Origin of the sequence: Chryseobacterium tongliaonense, from assembly GCF_041224435.1 — a bacterium.
GTDB classification, from domain to species: Bacteria; Bacteroidota; Bacteroidia; order Flavobacteriales; family Weeksellaceae; genus Chryseobacterium; species Chryseobacterium tongliaoense.
Map to the genome: position 1 here is coordinate 1 of NZ_JBGFFD010000012.1, position 23,315 is coordinate 23,315.

The following is a 23,315-nucleotide window of genomic DNA, read 5'->3' on the forward strand; positions in this document are numbered from 1 at the left end:
AATTTAATGTCTAATCAATCTAAAAATGTAGCATAAAGAAGTATATAAATTTTGTCTCAAAAATTGTTGCAAGTTCAATCTTTTTTTTATAACTGAAGAAAATACTTTAGCAATCTCAGAAAGAGCGTACCTGTTGCTACAAAAATATAACATTAATCAAGCAAATATTGAAAATTTATGAATTTGGATTTTACTAAATAATGATAATGGAATATATTTTTCAACTCATCTTTACTAATCTTATAGGGAATAATATTTACTATGCTTTAAGAAAATTAATAGGAGATCAAAGAAGCTATAAAGAAATTGTAAGTAATGAAAAAGATAATACAATAAGATTCTTGATAGGAACATTTATTTTAATAGTCTTTGTAGTATTTCTTGTTAAATGTACATCATAGGTATTAATGAGATTACTTTATTTGCCAACTATAATTCTGTAATGAAGTCGTTCCCTTCTGAGACAAAAAAGTATATCTTTTACACTTTTATTTAAAATAATACCCCTGTTGGCACAGGTGTATCGCTTGTGTCTTAGAATAAATAGATGCAATAGGGTTTATAAAAAATACCTTAAATACATATAAAAATTATTTATGATACCGACTACAATAAAAGAATTAAAAGAAATTTTAACAAAAAATTGTTTTAATGAAGAATTATATTCAATTGACGGAAATACTATCTACGAAGGATTTGGTTTAGAGAAATGGGGCGAATTATTTATTTGGTTTTATACTGAAAGAGGGAATAAAGAGAATCTTAAATATTTTCGTTTGGAAGAAGAAGCCGTAAAATATGCCTTTGACAAAATTACTGCGGATAAATATGCAAATAGTCATTTGATTAAAAGCACAGATATTCCCAAAATGAAGGATGATATTTTAAAAGAATTAGAGTTCAGAAAGATTAATTTTTGGATGGAGGAAATCCCGTTACTTGATAATAAATTGTATCGAATTTTTGTAAAGGGATGCGACGTAAATAAAGTAAAAGATTTAATAACAAATGAAAATATCTAGTAATCAATCTAATATAAAGACAAATTGTTGTTAACATCAGAACATCCATAGCAAGACGAATTTATGATATTGAACATTTATGAATTTAAATCAGTGTTCGAAAGCAAAAAATAGACAACAAGAACTATTAAGAATCATTTCTCAGATAGGATATTGAATAAAAATGAACGAAAATACTTTTATAATTCGCAAGCAAAAATTGAAATCATTTTTAGAAAAGCATTTAAGCATATCTAACAATGGATCAATAGCTGATGTATTAGAAATACTAAAGTTGTACAACTATGATAACAGATTGAAGCAAAGAGGAGCATTAACTCATTATGTTATTGTGAGATGGATTATTCAATTGGAGAAAAAATTATTGAGTTTGATAATATTATAAAATAGTAAAGACTTAAAATTTGAAATATTGACTTTCAATACCATTGATGTGAATATCTTTTGTATCTTAGAATAAAAATAGCCATTGTAGTTTTGTTTTTTGCAGTGGTTTATAAAATTCAGGAAATAAACTTTTATAGTTTTTTACTCCGAAAAACACTGGTCAATTTGACCGTTTTCTCTATTTTTAGATACAAGCCAGCTTAAAATATGTTTTAATTTTAGATTATTATTTCCTGTTTTAAAAAATTTTAATGCGACATCCTTTGTCGCATTAATTATTTAATTTGGAGTTCTAAATTTAAAATAATGGATTTACTATTTTATTACTTATTCAAAAAATTTACAGATAATTATCAATTTAACATATACAAATTCAATACATTTAAAGCTTATGGAATTTAAAATTTATTTGGATTACAAAGAATTTGAGAATGATATAAATCTGCATCCAAACACAAAATACGGATTAAATTATTTAATCGAACAATATCAAGGCTATTTAGAAGGATACAAAAGAATACATATTATTTATGAAGATTTATATGAAGCGAGTTCAGGGAAAAGACTAAATAGTCAAGATGTAAATTTTATAGAATTAAAAGATCTATTAAACGATTGTGAAATCACAAATGATGATTTTCAAAATTTCATAAATAAAGAAGAGCAGCATATTTCTTTTAAAGGATTTAGTGCTTTGTTTTTTAATTCTAAAACATACAAATATTTTTCTGAATTTCTAAATTATAATTTTGAGGATTGTAAATGGTGGATTGATTTAAAATTTGAAAAACATATTTATTTGACAGAAAAAATAATTTCTGAGCTAAAAGATATTTACATTGGAAAAGTGGACTCATCACAAATAGAGTCAAAGAAGAACAAAGATTTACTAAAAATTTATAAAAATATTCATGGTTTCAAATTCAATTATTTAACTGATTATGATAAAATTAAAAATGAACAAACATTTTTAAATTATTTAACTGACCGTGTGGAGGCATATAAGGAGGTAAGCCGAATAGAAAGCGATAAAGAGCTTGCAAATTGCAATGCAAAAGTGATAAGACAATTAAAACCTGAAGAAGCTGCCGATTACTATTTAGGAATAAAAGCAAAACATAACAAAATTGTTGAATTTATAGAGGGGTTAATTGAAATAGAGAAAGCAAATGTTTTACTTTATAATAGGAGTAATGTTGGGATCAATTTACCAAATAATAATATTCCTGAACAAGATTTTTCAAATAATGCAGATAAAGAAAAATTAATTATATTGGAAAAACTTGGAGTTATAGATTATATAAAATCAATTCAAACTAAACCTGAAACGATTCAACATACAGCAGAGATACTGTCTGCAATTATAGGAATAAAATCTACTACTCTATATACTTATTTGCGTCCAATATTAAATGCCAATAGGGATGATACAGATAATAATAGTCCATATAAGAATCCTGAGAACCTTTTGAATGCCAATAAAATTATTCAAAAACTTAAGATTAAAAATGGGAATCTCTAATCAATATTTAATTTGATTATAAAAAAGTAATTACTTATTGATTACTTAGAAAATATTTGCAGTATAGATTAAAATACTGTAAAATGGAACAAATTAATTTCATCGGGGTAAATCCTGTAAACCTCATCAATGAAATCGTAAGTAAAGTAAAAGAATCCTTACTCACCGATTTAGAAAAAACTTTTAAAGAAAACGAGCCGAAACGCTACCTCTCTGCAGATGACATCTGCGAACGTTTTGGAGTAACAAAACCCACCATCCACGAGTGGCGCAAACGCGGAATCCTGAAATCCTACAAACTCGGTGCACGGGTATATTACAGGCTGGATGAAATAGAAAATGCAATGATCGTTAATGATTAAATTTTCTATTATGCCAGTTTCTAACAACAATTACCAAAATCAAACAACCATTATCTACAGATTAGATGAGGTTAAAAAGACTTTCAGACAATACAAAAGGAAGGAAGACTTAAAATCAGCCGGAAAAAATCATTTCCTGCCTGAATTCCTACGTATCGAAAGAATAACGGATACAATACCTTCAGTGGATTTAATAATCTTTTACGGCTTCGGGATGCTTCCAATTGGTCAGTATGTACGAGATTGGGATTAAAACCTGCCGGAATCAATAATTTCTATTGTACGGATGTATTTGTAGAAAATCAAAAGGTTTTATGCATTGTCTATTACCCGAAAGAAAATGAAGTAATTGAACTCTATATTTTCCCGAAATTTTATCCATGCGAGAAATCTGAATTTCCGGAGAAGGTTAAAGAAGTTGTTCAAAGTATAGCCCATAAAAAAGGAATATAAAACCTTATATCCCTTTCGTTGTTCAAACTTGACAAAGATGTAAATCTTTTGTCTTTACAAAGATAAGAAATTATGCCGACCGACTTTGTAAAATTTCATTACACGGATAAAAACTATGGGCTACCCACGGACAAAACCGATTTTACTATTTCTGTAAACAATGAAACCGGGGAAACCGACAATAAAAAGGAGGGTGATTATTTCGGGATGCAGATTATCAAATACGGTTCCGGCCGGGTAATGGTAAAGGGGAGCATCCATAAATTTTTTAACCGTACAGATTTTAACGGAAATGATTTTGATATGGAAAACTTTTCCTCAGCATTACAGAACCTTGAAACAGAGTTAGGATTGAGACCGGAATACTGCAGGCTGGAAAACATTGAAATAGGGGTTAATATCCAATTACCATTTGATCCCAATAAACTTCTGCAAAATTTACTGTTCCACAGATCAGCAGAATTTAATAAAACCATTTCAGGGGCTTTTTATTACCAGTCTGCCAAGAGGGACTATATTATTAAAATTTATAATAAAACTGCGCAGTATGAAAAGAAACTAAAGAAGTATGCTAGGAATGATCATTTTATGAAACCGAATGAAAGGAAAGAACTTAGTATATTTAAAAAGACTGTAAAAGAGCATTTACAACCCAATACCTTACGATTTGAAATCAAGTTTTTAAAGATGAGTGTATTAAATAATTTAGGAATAATGTATCTCCCGGATATTTTAAAACCCCAGATCATTGAAGAGCTTAAAAAGCTTTTATTAAAAGAGTTCCAGGAAGTTTATTTTTATGACTATACCACCGATGAAACCAAAATGAGAGTACCGGAAATTAATAAACTCAAAGATTACCGGAATCCTAATTACTGGGTAAACCTCAGTAAGAAAGACAAGTACTACCATAAAAACAGATTTGAGAAAATGACATTAAAATATTCCCAGAATTTGAAAGGTAAAGTATTGGAATTAATAAAACGGAAAATGGAAAAATTAACGGGGAAAAGTTTAGACTTTTCGACTAACAATTTTATAGAAAATAAAAAACAAAAGTTTAGACTTTTCGACCGTTCAGATATAGGGTCAAAAAGTCCAAATCCACCCACTCAAAATTTAAGGTTATGAAAAAGAAAATTACAGCAGAAAAAAAGGCTAAAAATATAGATGCCTCCAATTATGATTTATCTAAAAGTCTGCAGGAAAATATAAAAGATAATAAACAGGATTTGCGGGAACCGGAAATTGAAGCATTAGAAAATAATCTGTCAGAATTAGATGCCAGTTTATTGGAGATATTAGATGTTAAAATTGATATACCTGGGTTTGATATGTTAGAATTAGATATGGAAATGCCAGATATGGGTATCGATTTTCCTGAAATAGAACTGCCGGAAATGGAAATAGGCTTCCCTGACTTATTGGAAAATTTAGATTTTGGAATAGCTGATGATGTATTTTTAGAGGAATAAAGCATGTTTACAGAGGAAATAAACAGCTTTAGCTGTCGTTTAACCGTTTTATTTCCGGACACATTTTAAAACCTTTGCAAGAGCTATGAATAAAGGGCTTGCAGTGAAAACGGGGTGAAAAAGCCGGAAAGTTCCTTAATAATTTAGGTTTTATTTCCAAGCCGAAAACAAGGCATAAAATTTTAAAGGACCTGAGCAAAATTTCATAAAGCAAAAGTGACGCAGATGCAGGTACAAAAGTAAAACAGAAGCAGGATACTAACAAAGACTAACAATTAAAATTAAAATTATGGGAAGATGGAGCAACGGTCCTGATGAGGTAGAAAGTTTGAAACGAATTACAATTTCTGATTTAAAAAAGCTTGGCTACTTACAGCCCAATATAAGGCTCAACCAAAATATTCACTGGACTAACCAGTATGGGGAAAGGGTAAGTTCAATTACTGTCATTATAGAAACTACCGACACCGATGGTTATATTACTTTTGACTATACTTACAATCAATCCCAAAAGGTTAACTACCAAGTCCGTTTAATTACCCGTCCCTCTAATTTGGGAAATGGATTATTATGGTTCTTTGTCTGTCCCCATACGCAAAGGGTATGCAGGAAACTACATTTAAATAGTGGCTATTTCCTGCACAGGACAGCTTTTAATGATTTGTATTATGAAAAGCAATTACGATCTAAAAAATGGAGGGACTGGGAAAAGATTTTTGGTTCTTATCTGGATGATAAATTGTATGAGGAGCTTCATAAAAAACATTTTAAGAGGTTCTATAATGGAAAACCGACAAAGAGATACCTGAAACTCATGAAACGGCTTAATGTGAAGAAAGAAATCAACTTTGAAGATATTGAAAGGTCTTTATTATCATAGATATGATAATGTAAATTATTTTAAATAAATAATATTGACAAATGTATATTTTATCTAAAATATAAATGCCCCGAAGATAGTCGAGGCGCTAAATGTTTTCACAACGGAATAATCCTTATTGTGAATTGCTTTTCAAATTATTATTACAAATATAAATCAAAATTTCATTTATTACTTTACGGAAAACCTTAATTTTAATAAATATTTTCTTTCTATTTTTATGTATTATGAAAAACTAGATGGCTATGGCAAAATATATACTTGGATTAGACTTAGGAACTAATTCCATTGGATGGGCATTAATTGAAGTCAACGAAAATAATATCCCTATTCGAATTGTTGCAATGGGTTCCAGAATAATTTCTTTGTCTTCAAATGAAAGAGATGAATTTCAACGAGGTTTGTCAATTACTAAAAATCAAAGCAGAACGACTAGCCGCACTCAAAGAAAAGGTTATGACAGAAAGCAACTAAAAAAAGTTTATTTAAAAAAGATTTTAAATAAATATAATATTTTCCCTTCGGAAGAGCTGTTAAAACTTTCAATGCTTGATTTGTGGAAATTAAGAAGTGATTCTGCTAACCCAAATGAAAATATTTCTGCCGAACAACTAGGACGTATTTTGTATATGCTTAATCAAAAGAGGGGGTATAAATCTGCAAGAAGTGAATCCAATGCTGATAAAAAGGATACAGATTATGTTCAGACAATTAAAGGGCGTTATGTTCAACTGAAAGATAGAAATCAGACTATAGGTCAGTATTTTTATGAAGAATTGTATAATGCAAATGTTAATAATTCTTATTTCAGAATTAAAGAAGAAGTTTATCCAAGAGAAGCTTATATTGAAGAATTTGACACCATTATTAAAGTTCAAAAAGCTAAACATAAATTTCTTACAGATGAAGTTGTTCATCAATTAAGAAATGAGATTATTTATTTTCAACGAAAGCTTAAATCGCAAAAAGGGTTAGTCAGTATTTGTGAATTTGAAGGCTTTGAGAAAACTATTTTCAATAAAGAAAAAAATAAAGATAAAGTGGTATTCGTAGGTCCTAAAGTTGCTCCGAAAACGTCTCCTTTGTTTCAACTATGTCGTATTTGGGAAGTAGTAAATACGATTTCAATTAAAGTTAAAAATCCGGCTGGAAGCAAATATAAATGGGGTGATAAAACTCCTACTTTAGAGAAGAAAAAGATATTAGCAGATTATTTGTTTAAAAATGAAAGTTTAACTTTTACTAAGCTTCTTGAAATCTTAGAATTAAATAAAAATGATGTTTATGTAAATAAGCAAATTCTTAAAGGCATTAAAGGAAATGAAACTTATACTACTCTCCAAAATATTTTGGGTGATAACGAGCTTTTAAATTTTGGAGTTTCTATCATTCCATCAAATTATACTTCAATATTAGTGAATAAAAAGACCGGAGAAATTCTGGAAGAAAGAGTCGGTCTTGAACTTGATGGATTATTGGAAAAAGAACCATTATACCAACTATGGCATACTATCTATTCACTGAAAGATTTAGATGAATGTAAAAATGCTTTAATCAAAAGATTTGGTTTTGATGATGAAACCGCTGGAAAGTTATCCCGCATTGATTTTAATAAACAAGCTTTCGGAAATAAATCAAGTAAATCAATGAGAAAAATTCTTCCTTTTCTAATGGAAGGTTACAATTATTCTCAGTCTTGCAGTTTGGCTGGGTATAATCATTCTAATTCTTTGACGAAAGACGAAAGAAAACAGCAGGTGACTTCAGACCGATTAGAACTCCTTTCTAAAAACAGTTTGAGGCAACCTATTGTTGAGAAAATTCTGAACCAGATGATTAATGTGGTCAATGCAATCCTCGAACAATATGGAAAACCTTCTGAAATAAGAGTTGAACTTGCCCGTGAACTGAAGCAGAGTAAAGACGAACGAAATGAAACAGATTTACAAAATTCCAAAAACAAAAAACTCAATGAAGAAATTGGTAAGCGATTAGCTGAACTGGGCTTGCCCTTAACAAAAAGGTATATTCAAAAATATAAATTTATTTTCCCTTCACTCAGTAGAAATTTAAAGGAAGCTCACGTAAACAATCAATGTATTTATTGTGGGGAAACTTTTAATCTTGCAGAAGCATTAAGTGGAGATGCTTATGATGTTGACCATATTGTACCAAAAGCACTATTATTCGATGATTCTCAAACTAACAAGGTTTTGGTTCATAGAAAATGTAATTCTACCAAAACGAATCAAACCGCCTACGATTATATCGCAACAAAAGGAGAGGAACAAGTTCGTATTTATTCTGAGCGTGTTGATGACTGGTTTAAACGTGGAATTATTTCGTACAGTAAAATGGAAAGGCTAAAAGTTTCACATAAAGAATATCTTGAGCGTAAAAGTTTGAAAAAGGAAACAGAAGCTGATAAAAAGCTTTGGGAAAATTTCATTGATAGACAATTAAGGGACACTCAATATATTGCTCGAAAATCAAGAGAAATTTTACAAAAGGTATGTAATAATGTAATGACAACGGAAGGTGGAGTAACGGCAAAGCTGCGTAATTTATGGGGTTGGGATGATGTTTTGATGAATTTACAAATGCATAAATACAAAGCATTGGGACAAACCGTTATGAAAGAATGGACAAGTGAACACGGGAAAAGAAATCATCAAAGAGAAGAGATAGAAAATTGGGCTAAAAGGGATGACCACCGTCATCATGCCATTGATGCTCTTGTAATTGCGTGTACGAAACAAGGCTTTATTCAACGTATCAACACATTAAATTCTAGTGAAACTAAGGATTTAATGAATAAAGAAATTGAAGAATCGAAAACAGAATTTAATGAAAAAACGACCCTTTTAGAAAAGTATTTAAAAACTCAAAAGCCTTTTAGCACAGGACAAGTGATGAAAGAAGCTGATAATATTTTAGTTTCTTTCAAAGCGGGTAAAAAAGTTGCTACAATAACCAAATTTAAAGCTACTGGAAAAAATAAGGATATAGGTGTTATTGTTCCAAGAGGAGCTTTGCATGAACAATCTGTTTATGGTAAAATAAAAATAATTGAAAGAGATAAACCTTTAAAATACTTATTTGAAAACTTAGAAAAAATAGTAAATCCAAAGATTAAAGATTTGGTGGAAAAAAGACTGTTAGAAAATGAAAATAATTCTAAAACGGCTTTGTTAACATTAAAGAAAAATCCAATTTTTTTAAACGAAGAAAAAACAGAAATTCTTGAAAAAACATCTTGCTATAATGATGCAACTGTTTTAAAATATAAATTGCAAAGCTTAAAAGCCAGCCAAGCTAATGATATTGTTGATAAAAGAGTGAAAATCTTAGTAAAAGAAAGATTAGCTCAATTTGGAAATAAAGAAAAAGAAGCTTTTAAAGATACGCTTTGGTTTAATGAAGAAAAACAAATTCCTATTATAACTGTCCGTCTATTTGCGCGTCCGGATGCTGATAATTTACAGGCTATCAGAAAAGATGAAAACGGTAAAGAAATAGGTTTCGTTCTTACAGGAAATAATCATCACATTGCCATTTATGAGGATAAAAATAATAAGCCTGTTCAGCACATTTGCACTTTTTGGAATGCTGTAGAGAGAAAAAAATATAATATTTCTACTATCATTAAAAATTCCTCTAATGTTTGGAATCAATTATTAGATAAAGAATTTCCCGAATCATTTTTAAGCAAATTGCCAATAGATAATCTCAATCTTAGATTCAGTATGCAGCAAAATGAAATGTTTATTCTCGGACTGTCACAAGAGGAATTTAATGAAGCTGCTAAAAATAACAACAAACCTTTATTGAGTAAATATTTGTATTTGGTTTGGAGTATTTCCAATAATGACTATTGGTTTAGGCATCATTTAGAAACAAAAAATTCTGAGTTGAAAAATATTGCAACAGCAAAAGATTCTAAACGATATTTCAGATTTAAAAGTGTTGGAGCGTTATTGGGAATGAATCCTATTAAAGTTAGATTAAATCATTTGGGAGAAATCATAAAAATAGGAGAATAATGATCACCCGTTCCATCTATATTGGTAACCCAGCTTATCTCAAGCTCAAAGATGAACAAATGAAAATCCTCTGTCCGGAAACTAAAACTGAAAAAGGAAGTATCCCTGTAGAAGATCTAGGATTATTGATGTTGGATCATTTTCAGATTACTATTTCCCATAATCTCATTCAGAAAATGATGGGGAATAATGTTGTTATGATAAGTTGTGATTCGCATCATTTGCCACACGGAATTATGATGCCACTTTACGGACACACAGAACATTCAGACCGGTTGAAAGATCAATTGGAAGCAACAGAGCCTTTAAAGAAACAGCTTTGGAAACAAACCGTAGAATGTAAGATTGAAAATCAGAAAAATGTTTTGATAAGGTTCGGGAATTATTATGAACCAATGATTGAATATCAAAAAAATGTGAAGTCTGGTGATATTACTAATATGGAAGGCATTGCAGCTCAGCATTACTGGAAATATCTCATTAGTTTAGATTTTTTACGACAACGTTTTGGAGATTCACCCAATCAATTTTTCAATTTCGGATATTCCGTACTAAGAAGTATTGTTGCACGCGCAATTGTGGAAACCGGGTTACTACCAGTTTTAGGAATTTTTCACAAAAATAAATATAATCCTTATTGTCTTGCGGATGATCTTATGGAGCCTTATCGTCCTTTTGTTGATCTGTTGGTTATGCAATGGTTGAAAATAAATCCTGAAACAGAGGAATTGACAAAAGAATTTAAAGCTCACATTCTTCAGATAGCTACAAAGGATGTCAATATCGATTATAAAACAAGACCTTTGTTAATTGCTGTAAAAACAACAGCATCATCCCTTTATAAATGTTATACAGGAGAAAAACGATTGATTTCTTATCCTGAACTGAGATGAATACCGAAAGGTTTAACGCATACCGAATTATGTGGGTATTAGTATTGTATGACCTGCCAACGGAAACATGAAGGATACTAGCCGTTTTCGTAAATCATTAATCGATGATGGATTCACATTGTTTCAGTTTTCAATGTATGTTCGGCACTGTCCAAGCCGGGAAAATGCTGAAGTTCATATTAAAAGAGTCAAATTTATGCTTCCAAAAGCAGGAAAAGTTGCTATTATGTGCATAACGGATAAACAATTTGGTGATATTGAAATTTTCTTTGCCAGAAATAAAGAAGAACCACCTCCAACATTCCAGCAACTGGAATTATTCTAAATTTTAAATTCTAGAAATAAAAATAATCTACTGAAAATCAATAGATTATTTTTGAGGCTGTGATTAATCACGAAGATAATAATTTTTGAAAGCAATTCACAACGGCGTTGGCGCTATTATTTAACTGTTAGCAGCTGTGATTAATCACGAAGATAATAATTTTGAAAGCAATTTACAACATGGTCTATCAAGAAGACGTAATCTAGATTAGCTGTGACTAACCACGAAGATAATAATTTTTTGAAAGCAATTCACAACATGGTCTACCAAGAGGATGTCATCAGATTAGCTATACTAACCACGAAGATAATATTTTTTGAAACAATTTATAATACTAAGCAAATAATAAAAAATACTACTTAAAAAGTAACTTATTGACTAATGGTTGACTAGAAAAACAAAAACCACTTGAATATCAAGTGGTTAGCTTTTGAATTGTAGACCCACAGGGATTCGAACCCCAGATGACTGAACCAAAATCAGTAGTGTTACCGCTACACCATGGGTCTGTGTTTGTTTTAGTGGTGCAAATCTACAGCTTTTTTCTTTATTTACAAACGGTTTTAAACTTTTTTTTAAATTTACATAACTTTTTATATGTGGTAAACATGCTGATAGATTTCAATAATCTCAAAATTAATAATTTAGATTCGCAGACGGAATTTGAAAAAAAAGTGATTTTTTTTTTAGAAGAATGGTTGTCGGATTCTGTAAGGGTAAATATACAAACCTCAGGCTCTACAGGCAGTCCAAAGGTTTTCGGAATTGAAAAAAAGAAAATGATTAATTCTGCTACAATGACTTGTGATTTTTTACATCTGAAAGAGGGTGATACCGCATTATTATGCCTTCCTGTAGAATATATTTCCGGAAAAATGATGATGGTGCGTTCTTTTGTAAGGAAAATGAAATTGCTTATTGCAGATCCCTCTTTAAAACCTCTGGAAAAACTGGACAAAGAAATAGACTTTTGTGCCATGACTCCGCTTCAGGTTGAAAATTCACTGGACCGGCTTCATTTGATCAAAAATCTTATCATTGGCGGAGCATCAGTATCTGAAAGCCTTAAAAAAAGGATCTCGCATTTGAAAATCAATATTTATGAAACCTATGGAATGTCGGAAACGCTTTCGCATATTGGTCTGAAGCAATTGGTTCCCCAGGCGGAAGATTATTTTACTGTTTTTGAAAATGTATCAATTTCAAAGGATGAAAGGGGATGTCTTAGGATATTTGCCCCGAATGTGAATGCTGAGGTTCTTCAGACTAATGATTTAGTTGAAATTAAAAATGAAAAGCAGTTTAAGTTTTTAGGACGGATTGATTATGTGATTAATTCCGGAGGAGCTAAAATATTTCCTGAAGAACTGGAAGCTCTGGTTAAAAAAGAAATTCCTGATGAAGCTGTATTTTTAGGATTGAAAGATGAAAGCCTGGGACAGAAACTGATACTGATTATAGAAGCAGAACAATCAGATGAGACCATCCGGAAAATATCAGAAATACCGTTTGACAAAAGTTTTCACAGACCCAAAGAAATTATTTTTATCGATACCATTCCCAGAACTCCCAATGGAAAAGTAAACCGGTTGGAATTGTATAAAAAGATAAGCGGTGAGGAAAAATAATTGTCATTATTTTATAAAAAAATTTTAAACCGGAACAAATGAAAGATTTTTCAAAAGAACTTAATTTTAAAACTTCCCGAAGCAGTGGGGCAGGAGGGCAAAACGTTAATAAGGTGGAGACTTCCGTTACAGTGCTGTGGAAAATCGAGGAATCTGAATTTTTTAATGATGATGAAAAGGTTTTAATTCAAAATAAACTGAAAAACAGGATCAATGCAGAAGGTTTTTTATTCTTAACGGTTTCTGAAAGCAGAACACAATTAATGAATAAAAATAAAGCAATTGAAAAAATAGTAGAGTTGGTTGATAAAGCCTTAATTATTCCCAAAAAAAGACTGGCTACAAAACCTTCAAAAGGGCAGAAACAAAAAAGGCTTGATACTAAAAAGAAACTTTCCGAAAAAAAGAAAACAGGAAATTCAAATATTAGTCACTTACATTTATATTGAATCAAAAATCCTTCCTTCACTTTCCGTTTTAAGTTTTATCTTTGCAAAAATTAAAATAATGAGTAAACCGATTACTGAATTTATAGAGAAATATTATCTGCACTTCAACGCAGCTGCATTGGTGGATGCGTCAAAAGGCTATGTTGCGCATCTTAAAGAAGGCGGGAAAATGATGATCACTTTGGCCGGTGCAATGTCAACTGCCGAATTGGGAAAGATTCTTGCTGAAATGATCCGTCAGGATAAAGTAGATTTTATCTCTTGTACAGGAGCAAACCTTGAAGAAGATTTAATGAATCTGGTTGCGCATTCTCACTATGAAAGAGTTCCTCATTACAGAGATCTTACAGCTCAGGATGAGTGGGATCTTCTGGAAAGAGGATTAAACAGAGTTACAGACACATGTATCCCTGAAGAAGAAGCTTTCAGAAGGTTACAGAAACATATCGTTGAGATCTGGAAAGATGCAGAGGCAAAAGGAGAAAGATATTTCCCGCACGAATTTATGTACAAAATGATTCTTTCAGGAGTTTTGGAGCAGTATTATGAAATTCCCAGAGAAAACTCATGGATGATTGCTGCAGCAGAGAAAAACTTACCGATCGTAGTTCCGGGATGGGAAGATTCTACTATGGGTAACATCTTTGCATCTTACTGTATCAAAGGTGAGCTGAAGGCGACTACAATGAAATCGGGTATCGAATACATGACCTATCTGGCTGACTGGTATACTAAAAACTCAGGTGGAAAAGGAGTAGGATTCTTCCAGATTGGTGGAGGTATTGCCGGTGATTTCCCGATCTGTGTGGTACCGATGCTGTATCAGGATATGGAGATGCATGACATTCCTTTCTGGTCTTATTTCTGTCAGATTTCTGATTCTACAACTTCTTACGGATCCTATTCCGGAGCGGTTCCGAATGAAAAAATTACATGGGGTAAACTGGATATTACAACACCGAAGTTTATCGTTGAAAGTGATGCTACCATTTGTGCACCATTGATGTTCTCTTACATTCTGGAAAACTAAAATATAATCTCATTAAGAGTATAATATAAAACGCTTCAAAATTTGAAGCGTTTTTTTATTTAGTTAGTGACGTTGATAATTGTCAATCAAGAGAATTAACCAGTACAAAATAGCGATAAGCTAAAATTCCTTTCTGGAATTTGGTTAATGTATTGGGATCTTTATTACTCAATTTCGGCAGAATCGCCTTATTGATGGTATTCAGCAGACGAAAAAATGTTTTTTTCATAACCTTATATTTTTAGTGATGAAATCTTTGATGAATATACTGAATCAAAAATAATGCAAAATGTACTGTGTTTTTCTTAAGAAAGTGGTAATTTAGATTATATGGATGAAATTTTTAAACAACAGGTGTATGAGATTACCAGGCTGATTCCCAAAGGCCGGGTTTCTACATACGGAGCAATAGCAAAAGCAGTGGGGTATCCCAATCATTCACGCCATGTAGGAAAAGCAATGGGCGGATGTCCGAAAGACGTTCCTGCACATCGGGTGATTTCAAGCTCGGGAACATTATCCGTAAAAGAATTTTTGCCCAAATTGGAAGCAGAAGGTGTTGTGATTGAAAATTTCAGGATCAGGAATTTCAAAAAACTATTCTGGGATCCTCTGAAGGAATTATAAAGGTTATTTTTTCCCCTTTAATGTTTTTATTTCCTCCTGCAATCTGCTGTTTTCTTCCTTTAATAAAGAGATATATTCCTGAAGGTTTTCAACAATAGAAACAGGAATCGCCTGGTTGGTATATTGATAAACACCTGATGCTGAGCTGTCATTGAATACAGGATGATCATTATTAACGACAATCTGAGCTTCATCTTCCTCATAAATTTCGGCCACGGGAATGTCTAAGAAATTAGCGATTTTCTCCCATTCATCCTTTATGATTCTTACATCTCCGCTCTCTTTTCTGCTGTAATTGGATACATCAGTGGCAATGATATCAGCAATCTGTTGTTGAGTATATCCTTTCTTCTTTCTGATTAAACGTAGCTTTTCTTTTTGCATCTTGTACAATTTTGTACAAATATGCGAAAAAATTGTACAAATTGACATACATATTGTACAATAAAATTGCAATAAATATACAATATAAATCTACATATAGTGAATTTTGGTTTTATAGATTTGACCTGAAAACATTTAAAAAACCAAACAATGAAAAAAAATTTATTTGTAGTGGGAGCTTGCCTTCTGCTGATGTTACAATCTTGTCATAACACTGATGATTTATCCGGACAGGATACAACGGTAAAAACCGAATCTCATTCAAAAGCTTTTTCCAGATTAGGTGAAACCAATAACCAGACTTTGCCAGATTATGTGAAAAACCAATTGGCCATTCAGGCTGAAATCAAAGCAATTCTGGATAGCGAGCCAAATGCAGATCACTTTCTGATTCAATCCCGAATCAACAGTGTTACAACAGTAGATGAGTTAGAAACGCTTTATAAAGAAGCTAAAATTGTACGTTTTAATGACCTGATTTCTTCCTATACAAATATGGCAGACAATACCCAGGCATTTAGAAATGCTAATCAAGGGTTTTATACCAAATATACTGAAGAACAAAGAAAAGTTATGTTAGCTCAGGAAATAGATTTACAGCTTAGTTATACGGAAGATGCCGGGGTAATGGCAAGAAGGAATTGTCATTTAGAATTTACCAGCGCATCCAGAAGATGTATGAGAAATTTTGTAATTGAGGTAGGGATGTCTGCTATAGGCGGTATTTTTACCGGTGGTGCCGGTGCAATAATTGGGGGTGGTGCCGCTACTGTTCATATGGTAGTTTGCAATTCCGATGCTGATTCCGATTATCATGGCTGTGTAAAAGCTGGAGGAAAACCTTAATAATTATAATTTTATGAAATATAAGTATTTATATTACACATTAATAGTAATAATGTTTCTTATACCTCTGTTTATTAAAGGCGAAAGATACTTTATTATTCAACCTATTTGTTTTATAATAATTCTTATCTGCGTTGTTCTGATTTGGAGAGACCGGAAAAAAAAGGGTACGGAATAACTTTTTGAATAAAAGAGGCGGCATAGATTAACTGTGCCGCCTTTTATTTATACTATTTTTCAAGCTGTTTGTAGCTTCTTTGAATAAAATCTGTAAGATCTTTCCCTTTTAATAAATTCTGGGAAAGTTTAGCCAGGTCCAATGCATGTTGAATCAGGCTTTCTTTTTGCTCTGCATTTTCCGTCTTCAGAATATGACCGGCAAACTCGCTGTTTGAATTTACCACAAGATTATACATCTCAGGAAAACCGCCCATTCCAAACATTCCGCCACCGCCGGTTGCCTGCATATCTTTCATCCTTCTCATAAACTCAGGTTGGGTAATGGTAAATGGAGCATCATTACTGTCTAAATCTTCAAGCTGAACAGTGAATTTGGCATCTTTAACAGCATCTTCCACATCCTTTTTTAAAGACTCTTTTTCAGTCTCATTCAGTTTTGAAATAACAGGCTCGTCTTTCTTAATCAAATTATTGATATGATCCGCATCTACTCTTGCAAATGAGATCTTCTCTTTTGAAGTTTCAAGCTTTTGAATAACGTGAGGGATAATAGGCGAGTCTAAAAGAAGAACCTCATAGCCTTTATCTTTTGCAGATTGAATGTAGCTGTGCTGTTCATCGGCATTAGAAGCATAAAGAATAATCAGGTTACCATCCTTATCCGTTTGTGAAGGCTTGATCTTTTCTGTCAGCTCATCCCATAAGAAATACTTCCCGTCAGTAGTCGGATATAAAGTAAATTTGTCAGATTTTTCAGCAAATTTTTCTTCTGAAATAATTCCGTATTCAATGACGATTTTAATGTCGTTCCATTTTTTCTCATAATCTTCACGGTTTTCATTGATAAGAGAAGACATTTTATCGGCTACTTTCTTCGTAATGTAAGAAGAGATTTTCTTTACGGCACCATCTGCCTGAAGATAAGAACGGGAAACATTCAACGGAATATCCGGAGAATCAATCACACCACGAAGTAGCATTAAGAAATCAGGAACAATTCCCTTTACTTCATCCGTTACGAATACCTGGTTCTGATATAACTGGATCTTATCTTTTTCAATATTTAAATTATTGCTCAGTTTCGGGAAGAATAAAACACCTGTCAGGTTGAACGGATAATCTACATTCAGGTGAATATTAAATAATGGCTCCTCAAACTGCATCGGGTACAATTCGTGGTAGAACTTCATGTAATCCTCGCTTGTCAGTTCGTTGGGAGCAATTGTCCAGGCAGGAGTAGGATTGTTAATGATATTGTCAACCTCTTCTGTTTCTGCCACTGCATCTTCGGGAGCGTCTTCCGGCAAAGGCAATGTGTGGGTTTTGGTTCCGAATTTAATAGGAACAGGCATGAACTTGTTATACTTCAGTAACAGCTCACGGATTTTTCCTTCTTCCAGGAATTCAGTTGAATCTTCAGCAATATGAAGAATAATTTCAGTACCTCTGTCCGTTTTATCCGTTGTTTCTTCAAGAGTAAATTCAGGGCTTCCATCGCAGATCCAGCGAACGGCTTGTTCGTCTTTATAGGATTTCGTAAGGATTTCTACTTTTTCAGCAACCATGAATGCAGAATAGAATCCAAGTCCGAAATGCCCGATAATTCCGGAGTCTTTTGCCGTGTCCTTATATTTTTCCAGAAACTCTTCCGCTCCGGAAAATGCCACCTGGTTGATGTATTTTTCAACTTCTTCAGCGGTCATACCGATACCCTGATCGATGATGCGAAGTGTTTTTTGTTCCTTATCAATCTTTACTTCAATCTTTGGATTTCCATATTCAACTTTCGCTTCACCAATGGTTGTCAGATGCTTTAATTTAAGGGTTGCATCCGTTGCATTAGAAATCAGCTCTCTTAAGAATATTTCGTGATCACTGTAAAGAAATTTCTTGATAAGCGGGAAAATATTTTCCACAGATACATTAATATTTCCTTTAGTCATAATAATTTTTGTTTTTTAATTTCCTAATCTTTCTCAAAAAAAATACCATGAAGAAGAAAGTGACAGATTGACAGGGTTGGGATAATTAAAAGATTATTTGGATAAATATCTGCGGGAAATAATTATTCAATAGGAGCGGGCTTTAGCCCGCTTTCAAAATATAAAAACCACCAAAGGCTTTAGCCAAAACTTAAAAAATAAAACCTTAATTAAAACAAAAATAATTTTTCACAAATAAGCATAAACATCTCTGAAAATCCGTGTAATCTATGGTTATAAAACAACGTAATGTAAATAAAAAAAGACAACCCAAAGGCTGTCTTTATATGATAGGTTTGAAAAAATTATTTATTTTTCAACACTTCTTTAATTTTGTTTTCCAGTTCCTCAGAAAGCTCAGGATTGTCTTTCAGAACATCTTTTACAGCATCACGGCCCTGTCCTAACTTGGTTTCTTCATAGCTGAACCAAGAACCGCTTTTCTTTACAATTCCCAATTCTACAGCCTGATCAAGAATTTCTCCTGTTTTGGAAACACCTTCACCATACATAATATCAAATTCAGCCTGTTTGAAAGGCGGAGCTACTTTATTTTTAACAATTTTCACTTTCACACGGCTTCCTACTGCTTCGTCTCCGTTTTTAATCGGTGCACTAGCTTTTCTGATATCAACTCTTACCGAAGCATAGAATTTCAAAGCATTACCACCGGTTGTTGTTTCAGGATTTCCGAACATGACACCGATTTTCTCTCTTAACTGGTTGATGAAGATTACCGTACATTTTGTTCTTGAAATCGTAGCCGTTAATTTTCTTAAAGCCTGAGACATCAATCTTGCATGAAGACCCATTTTGGAATCTCCCATTTCACCTTCAATCTCTGCTTTTGGAGTCAGGGCAGCCACAGAGTCAATAACAACAATATCAATAGCTCCCGAACGGATTAGGTTATCAGCGATTTCCAAAGCCTGTTCACCGTTATCCGGCTGAGATATTATTAAGTTTTCTAAATCAATTCCTAATTTGGCAGCATAAGTTCTGTCAAAAGCATGTTCCGCATCAATAAATGCTGCAATTCCGCCTGCCTTCTGAGCTTCAGCAATCGCATGAAGGGTCAGTGTTGTTTTACCTGAAGATTCAGGACCGTAAATTTCAATAATTCTTCCTCTTGGATACCCGCCAACTCCTAAAGCAATATCAAGTCCTAAAGAACCTGAAGGAATTACTTCAATCGTGTTGTCAACAGAGTTATCTCCCAACGTCATTACTGTTCCTTTTCCGTATGTTTTATCTAGCTTGTCAAGCACTAAAGCGAGTGCTTTTTTCTTATCATCAATGTTACTCATCAGTATAAATATAATTTCTCAAAAATACATAATTTAAATATCAAAAACTAATATTATTTAATTCTGAAAGCTGTTTTTAAAGTTAAAAATTACTAAAATATTTGTTCTGATCTTATTCAAAACAAGACAGATGAAGCAAAAGAGATTTAAAAATAACTGATCGGAATTTTAATGGAAATTTGAGTTTTTTGTGATCCTGAGATAATCTTCAAGAACTTTTAAATGTCTCTTGTTACCGGATTCAATTCTTGCTTTTCGGCTTACAACTGTATTGTAAATGGTATTGATCAGTCTTTTTGTTTTCGGAAATCCGTTTCTGTTGGGAACATCCGGAATCTGTAGTCTTTTACAAACTTCGGCATCCAGCAAAAACCATGTACAGCAGATATGTAAATAACGGAGATTTCTTCTCTGAAACTGAAATTTTAAGATCGGATTTTCCAGTGATTCATTCAGTAAAGAATGGGCCAGTAATACCGAATCTTTATCAGATGGTGGCTGAACCGAAGTCCATAAATAAAAATATTCGGTAGCCTGCTTTTTATCATCGGGTAAAAGGGGTTCGGGAATTCCAAGCAAATAGCCCACGTATTTCCAGAGATGAAAAATTCCCTGTTCTTCGTCAGCTGAAAAAGTATTTCCCAATTTTTGAAGACTGTGAAGGAATACCAGGCTGAAGCCGATATACGTAGCCATCATATCCCAGGAATTGATCGGTTCACCCCAGTTTTCAGTATCCCAGTTTTGGTAGTGCTTTTTAATGGAAAGCCTGGCGTAAGAATGGATCAGGCGGGTTTTAATGGCAAATTCATAACCTTTAGCATGAATATCAAGCGCATTATATCGTGTAGCATTTACCCAGAAATCAAGGGTTTCCGAAAGACGTTTTACAGCTCCCTTCTTTAAGGCTTCCGTAGCAATAAGAGGTTTGTTGAGATAGGCATAATCATAACCTCCGATTAAACAGTAATCCCTTAATGAAATTAAAGCATCCACGCCGCTACGCATACAAAGTTCTGCACCGTATTTTAGCAAGTCTTCATTGAGCCAGTCCGGCTTTCTCTGGGTTTGCGAAAAAAGCTTTTTTACACTTTCAGGAACATCGCTATTTTCAGAGACGCCATTCCGGATATAATTTTCAATTTCACTTGAAGCCTCATGGAATTTCTTAGTAAAATATACATCTTTTACAACTTCATCACCGGTTTCATCCGTGTGATAATAGTAACATGCAAATTTTTCAAAATCTTCGAAGCTGACCTCTGCACCGGAAAACTCAATAAGCTGTTTTCCGTTTCCTTTTTCCCAGAAATCTTTAAAGTGTGGGGAATCTTTAAAACGGGGATGTAAAACCATTCTGTCCATCGAATATAAAAATACAGGTTTTTTGCCGAAAATCCTTTGTGAGATTTATCAGTTAAATTTAAATTAATCCCCATTCAAAAGCTTTTTTCAGAAGCTCTTTGCTGTTTCTGGAGTTGGTTTTCGTTAAAATATTTTTCCGGTGGCTTCGTACAGTATGTTCTGACAAGATAAGGATCTGTGAAATTTCCGGACCTGAATATCCTTTGGCGATAAAAGACAAAACTTCGGTCTCTCTTCTTGTTAAATTAAAGTTAGGACAAGGATTGGCTGGTATGGAATTTTCAATCTTAATCTGACGGAAATCGTTTCTCGGGCCAATTCCCGAAACCAAAACCGTACAGGGATTTTGTTTTGTAATATGATTAATGTTCGTATGGATATTGATCGCCTGTATAAGATGTCCGTTTTCATTTTCCAGTGTAGGAATGGCCTGATGATGAAACAACTCATAATTCCCGTTGGCCGTTTTCATCCTGAAACAGTAGCTGGATTTCAGAAAAAGCTGATGTTCAAGACCGATTTCCATCATTGTTTTAATAACTTCATGCTCGGCTTTCACTACAAAATCGATGTCATCAGGATGGGTGAGATCAATGACTTCCTTTAGATTTGTGGGAAATTTTTTCAGGCCATGAAGTTTAAGAATATTTTCATGATGATGAGAAAGTGTACTGTTGGTGAGATTCAGCACATAATAATAAAATTCCCCGATGGCAAACATTTCTCCGATGATGCGTTCGATGGGAGGCTTGTTCAATATCTTTTTGTTTTCTTTCCGGTCGCCCGGATAAGTGTTCCAAACTTCTATTAAAGGGTGTTTTTTCTCAGAATTTCCCATGAACTTAGTTTTGTCTAAAATAGTTAAATTTTTCTTAAGAAATACCCCAAAAGGGGGATTTTTTTGCTTTGAAAAAAATGCAAAATTTGTTGTAACTAATAACTATGAAAACTCAATTTTTAAAACTATGGTTTTATGGCTGAGTTTTTCTTTATGTTAATAGGTTTCTGTAAAAAAGATCACAGCAGGTGATTATGAAATATAGTTTATCTTTTTCGTTATTTTAGTTGTTTGAAAATGCATAAACTTAAAACCCCTTCCAGATTCTGAAAGGGGTTTATTATGTGTGTTATTTGCTTACAAAATTATAAAGAAGCAGCGTGTACAAGCATGTCTACTAATTTGTTTGAATATCCCATTTCGTTGTCATACCAGGAAACAAGTTTTACAAAATTAGGAGAAAGCATAATACCGGCATCCTTATCGAAGATAGAAGTTCTCTTATCTCCTACGAAATCCTGAGAAACTACAGCATCTTCAGTATATCCTAAAATTCCTTTTAATTCTCCTTCTGAAGCAGCTTTGATAGCAGCACAGATCTCTTCGTAAGAAGTAGCTTTCTCTAATCTTACCGTAAGGTCAACTACAGAAACGTCTACAGTAGGTACTCTGAAAGACATCCCTGTTAATTTTCCGTTTAGGGAAGGGATTACTTTTCCTACCGCTTTAGCAGCACCTGTAGAAGAAGGGATGATATTGTTCAAAGCAGCTCTACCACCTCTCCAGTCTTTCATTGAAGGACCGTCAACTGTTTTTTGAGTTGCTGTTGTAGCATGTACCGTAGTCATTAAACCTTCTACGATTCCGAAGTTATCGTGAATTACTTTAGCCAAAGGTGCTAAACAGTTGGTTGTACAAGAAGCGTTTGATAAAATTTTGATATCGTCAGTAAGTTCAGTGTGGTTTACACCCATTACAAACATTGGAGTGTCATCTTTAGACGGTGCAGAAAGAATTACTTTTTTTGCACCTGCGTTGATGTGCTTGGCAGCGTTTTCTTTATCTAAGAATAAACCTGTAGATTCTACGATATAATCGGCACCGATTTCGTTCCACTTTAGGTTATTAGGATCTCTTTCAGCAGTTACTCTGATTCTTTTTCCGTTTACCACAAGATCGTTTCCTTCAACAGAAACTTCACCCGGGAAAATACCGTGTACAGAATCATATTTTAACATGTAAGCCATGTATGTAGCATCGATAAGGTCATTGATTCCTACTACTTCGATGTTGTCTCTTTCAGTCATTGCTCTGAAAACAAGACGTCCAATTCTACCAAACCCGTTGATACCTACTTTGATTGTTGACATAATAGTT

At 33.0% G+C, this 23,315-nt stretch carries 21 protein-coding genes, 1 tRNA gene and 1 pseudogene; 15 read left to right on the forward strand and 8 right to left on the reverse strand.

What is annotated here, in order from left to right:
* The first annotated feature begins 596 nt into the window (after positions 1-596).
* The 10 genes and pseudogenes from AB8P06_RS18780 to cas2 all read left to right on the forward strand — a co-directional run bounded on the left by AB8P06_RS18780 (position 597) and on the right by cas2 (position 11,362).
* Positions 597-1,022: a hypothetical protein gene (locus AB8P06_RS18780; protein WP_369843884.1), complete on the forward strand. Its 426-nt coding sequence runs from the start codon at positions 597-599 to the stop codon at positions 1,020-1,022.
* Between the two features lie 778 nt (positions 1,023-1,800).
* The gene (locus AB8P06_RS18785) at positions 1,801-2,931 is read left to right on the forward strand and encodes a hypothetical protein (RefSeq protein WP_369843886.1); all 1,131 of its coding nucleotides are present in this window, start codon (positions 1,801-1,803) and stop codon (positions 2,929-2,931) included.
* Between the two features lie 83 nt (positions 2,932-3,014).
* The gene (locus AB8P06_RS18790; protein WP_369843888.1) at positions 3,015-3,293 is read left to right on the forward strand and encodes a helix-turn-helix transcriptional regulator; all 279 of its coding nucleotides are present in this window, start codon (positions 3,015-3,017) and stop codon (positions 3,291-3,293) included.
* A 10-nt stretch (positions 3,294-3,303) separates the two neighbouring features.
* A complete protein-coding gene (locus tag AB8P06_RS18795; protein WP_369843890.1) occupies positions 3,304-3,546 on the forward strand; it encodes a hypothetical protein in 243 nt (80 codons plus the stop codon).
* Positions 3,547-3,818: 272 nt separating this feature from the next.
* Positions 3,819-4,877 (forward strand): hypothetical protein, encoded by a 1,059-nt coding sequence (locus tag AB8P06_RS18800; protein WP_369843892.1) that lies wholly within the window; start codon positions 3,819-3,821, stop codon positions 4,875-4,877.
* Positions 4,874-5,221, forward strand: coding sequence for a hypothetical protein (locus AB8P06_RS18805; RefSeq protein ID WP_369843894.1), 348 nt, complete (start codon positions 4,874-4,876; stop codon positions 5,219-5,221). The genes AB8P06_RS18800 and AB8P06_RS18805 overlap by 4 nt, the downstream gene beginning before the upstream one ends.
* Before the next feature lie 289 nt (positions 5,222-5,510).
* Complete coding sequence (locus tag AB8P06_RS18810; RefSeq protein ID WP_369843896.1) at positions 5,511-6,101, forward strand: hypothetical protein; 591 nt, start codon at positions 5,511-5,513, stop codon at positions 6,099-6,101.
* Positions 6,102-6,346: 245 nt separating this feature from the next.
* The gene (gene cas9, locus AB8P06_RS18815; protein ID WP_369843898.1) at positions 6,347-10,144 is read left to right on the forward strand and encodes a type II CRISPR RNA-guided endonuclease Cas9; all 3,798 of its coding nucleotides are present in this window, start codon (positions 6,347-6,349) and stop codon (positions 10,142-10,144) included.
* Positions 10,144-11,037, forward strand: coding sequence for a type II CRISPR-associated endonuclease Cas1 (cas1, locus tag AB8P06_RS18820; RefSeq protein ID WP_369843900.1), 894 nt, complete (start codon positions 10,144-10,146; stop codon positions 11,035-11,037). The genes cas9 and cas1 overlap by 1 nt, the downstream gene beginning before the upstream one ends.
* Positions 11,034-11,362 (forward strand): annotated as a pseudogene (cas2, locus tag AB8P06_RS18825) (CRISPR-associated endonuclease Cas2). The gene cas1 and the pseudogene cas2 overlap by 4 nt, the downstream one beginning before the upstream one ends.
* A 438-nt stretch (positions 11,363-11,800) precedes the next feature.
* On the opposite strand, the gene AB8P06_RS18830 reads toward cas2, so the two are convergent.
* A tRNA-Gln gene (locus AB8P06_RS18830) sits at positions 11,801-11,871 on the reverse strand.
* A 99-nt stretch (positions 11,872-11,970) separates the two neighbouring features.
* Between AB8P06_RS18830 and AB8P06_RS18835 the strand changes: the two genes are divergently transcribed.
* The 3 genes from AB8P06_RS18835 to AB8P06_RS18845 are packed head-to-tail and all read left to right on the forward strand — an operon-like array spanning position 11,971 to position 14,469.
* Entirely contained in the window at positions 11,971-12,990 is a 1,020-nt protein-coding gene (locus AB8P06_RS18835; RefSeq protein ID WP_369843901.1) for an AMP-binding protein, read from the forward strand.
* 38 nt (positions 12,991-13,028) lie between these two features.
* Positions 13,029-13,439, forward strand: a complete 411-nt coding sequence (arfB, locus tag AB8P06_RS18840) for an alternative ribosome rescue aminoacyl-tRNA hydrolase ArfB (RefSeq protein ID WP_369843903.1) — start codon at positions 13,029-13,031, stop codon at positions 13,437-13,439.
* 58 nt (positions 13,440-13,497) lie between these two features.
* Positions 13,498-14,469, forward strand: a complete 972-nt coding sequence (locus AB8P06_RS18845; protein ID WP_225690052.1) for a deoxyhypusine synthase family protein — start codon at positions 13,498-13,500, stop codon at positions 14,467-14,469.
* 82 nt (positions 14,470-14,551) lie between these two features.
* Here the strand turns inward: AB8P06_RS18845 and AB8P06_RS18850 are convergent, their stop codons facing one another.
* Positions 14,552-14,698 carry a hypothetical protein gene (locus tag AB8P06_RS18850; RefSeq protein WP_369843905.1) on the reverse strand — a complete coding sequence of 49 codons (147 nt, stop codon included), beginning with the start codon at positions 14,696-14,698 and terminating at the stop codon, positions 14,552-14,554.
* Positions 14,699-14,799: 101 nt separating this feature from the next.
* Here AB8P06_RS18850 and AB8P06_RS18855 point away from each other — a divergent pair, with 101 nt between their 5' ends.
* Positions 14,800-15,096 carry an MGMT family protein gene (locus tag AB8P06_RS18855; RefSeq protein ID WP_369843906.1) on the forward strand — a complete coding sequence of 99 codons (297 nt, stop codon included), beginning with the start codon at positions 14,800-14,802 and terminating at the stop codon, positions 15,094-15,096.
* Between the two features lie 3 nt (positions 15,097-15,099).
* On the opposite strand, the gene AB8P06_RS18860 is transcribed toward AB8P06_RS18855, so the two are convergent.
* Positions 15,100-15,480, reverse strand: coding sequence for a helix-turn-helix domain-containing protein (locus tag AB8P06_RS18860; protein WP_369843908.1), 381 nt, complete (start codon positions 15,478-15,480; stop codon positions 15,100-15,102).
* Positions 15,481-15,630: 150 nt separating this feature from the next.
* On the opposite strand from AB8P06_RS18860, the gene AB8P06_RS18865 reads away from it, so the two are divergent.
* Positions 15,631-16,326, forward strand: a complete 696-nt coding sequence (locus tag AB8P06_RS18865) for a hypothetical protein (protein WP_369843910.1) — start codon at positions 15,631-15,633, stop codon at positions 16,324-16,326.
* Between the two features lie 230 nt (positions 16,327-16,556).
* On the opposite strand, the gene htpG is transcribed toward AB8P06_RS18865, so the two are convergent.
* The 5 genes from htpG to gap form a co-directional block, all read right to left on the reverse strand.
* Positions 16,557-18,449: a molecular chaperone HtpG gene (gene htpG, locus AB8P06_RS18870; RefSeq protein ID WP_369843912.1), complete on the reverse strand. Its 1,893-nt coding sequence runs from the start codon at positions 18,447-18,449 to the stop codon at positions 16,557-16,559.
* Positions 18,450-18,793: 344 nt separating this feature from the next.
* On the reverse strand, positions 18,794-19,795 hold the full coding sequence (recA, locus tag AB8P06_RS18875; RefSeq protein ID WP_369843914.1) for a recombinase RecA: 1,002 nt from the start codon (positions 19,793-19,795) through the stop codon (positions 18,794-18,796).
* Between the two features lie 168 nt (positions 19,796-19,963).
* Positions 19,964-21,151 (reverse strand): oxygenase MpaB family protein, encoded by a 1,188-nt coding sequence (locus tag AB8P06_RS18880; protein WP_369843915.1) that lies wholly within the window; start codon positions 21,149-21,151, stop codon positions 19,964-19,966.
* A 67-nt stretch (positions 21,152-21,218) separates the two neighbouring features.
* Positions 21,219-21,998 (reverse strand): helix-turn-helix transcriptional regulator, encoded by a 780-nt coding sequence (locus tag AB8P06_RS18885; protein WP_369843916.1) that lies wholly within the window; start codon positions 21,996-21,998, stop codon positions 21,219-21,221.
* 305 nt (positions 21,999-22,303) lie between these two features.
* On the reverse strand, positions 22,304-23,308 hold the full coding sequence (gap, locus tag AB8P06_RS18890; protein ID WP_007843037.1) for a type I glyceraldehyde-3-phosphate dehydrogenase: 1,005 nt from the start codon (positions 23,306-23,308) through the stop codon (positions 22,304-22,306).
* Between the last annotated feature and the right edge of the window lie 7 nt (positions 23,309-23,315).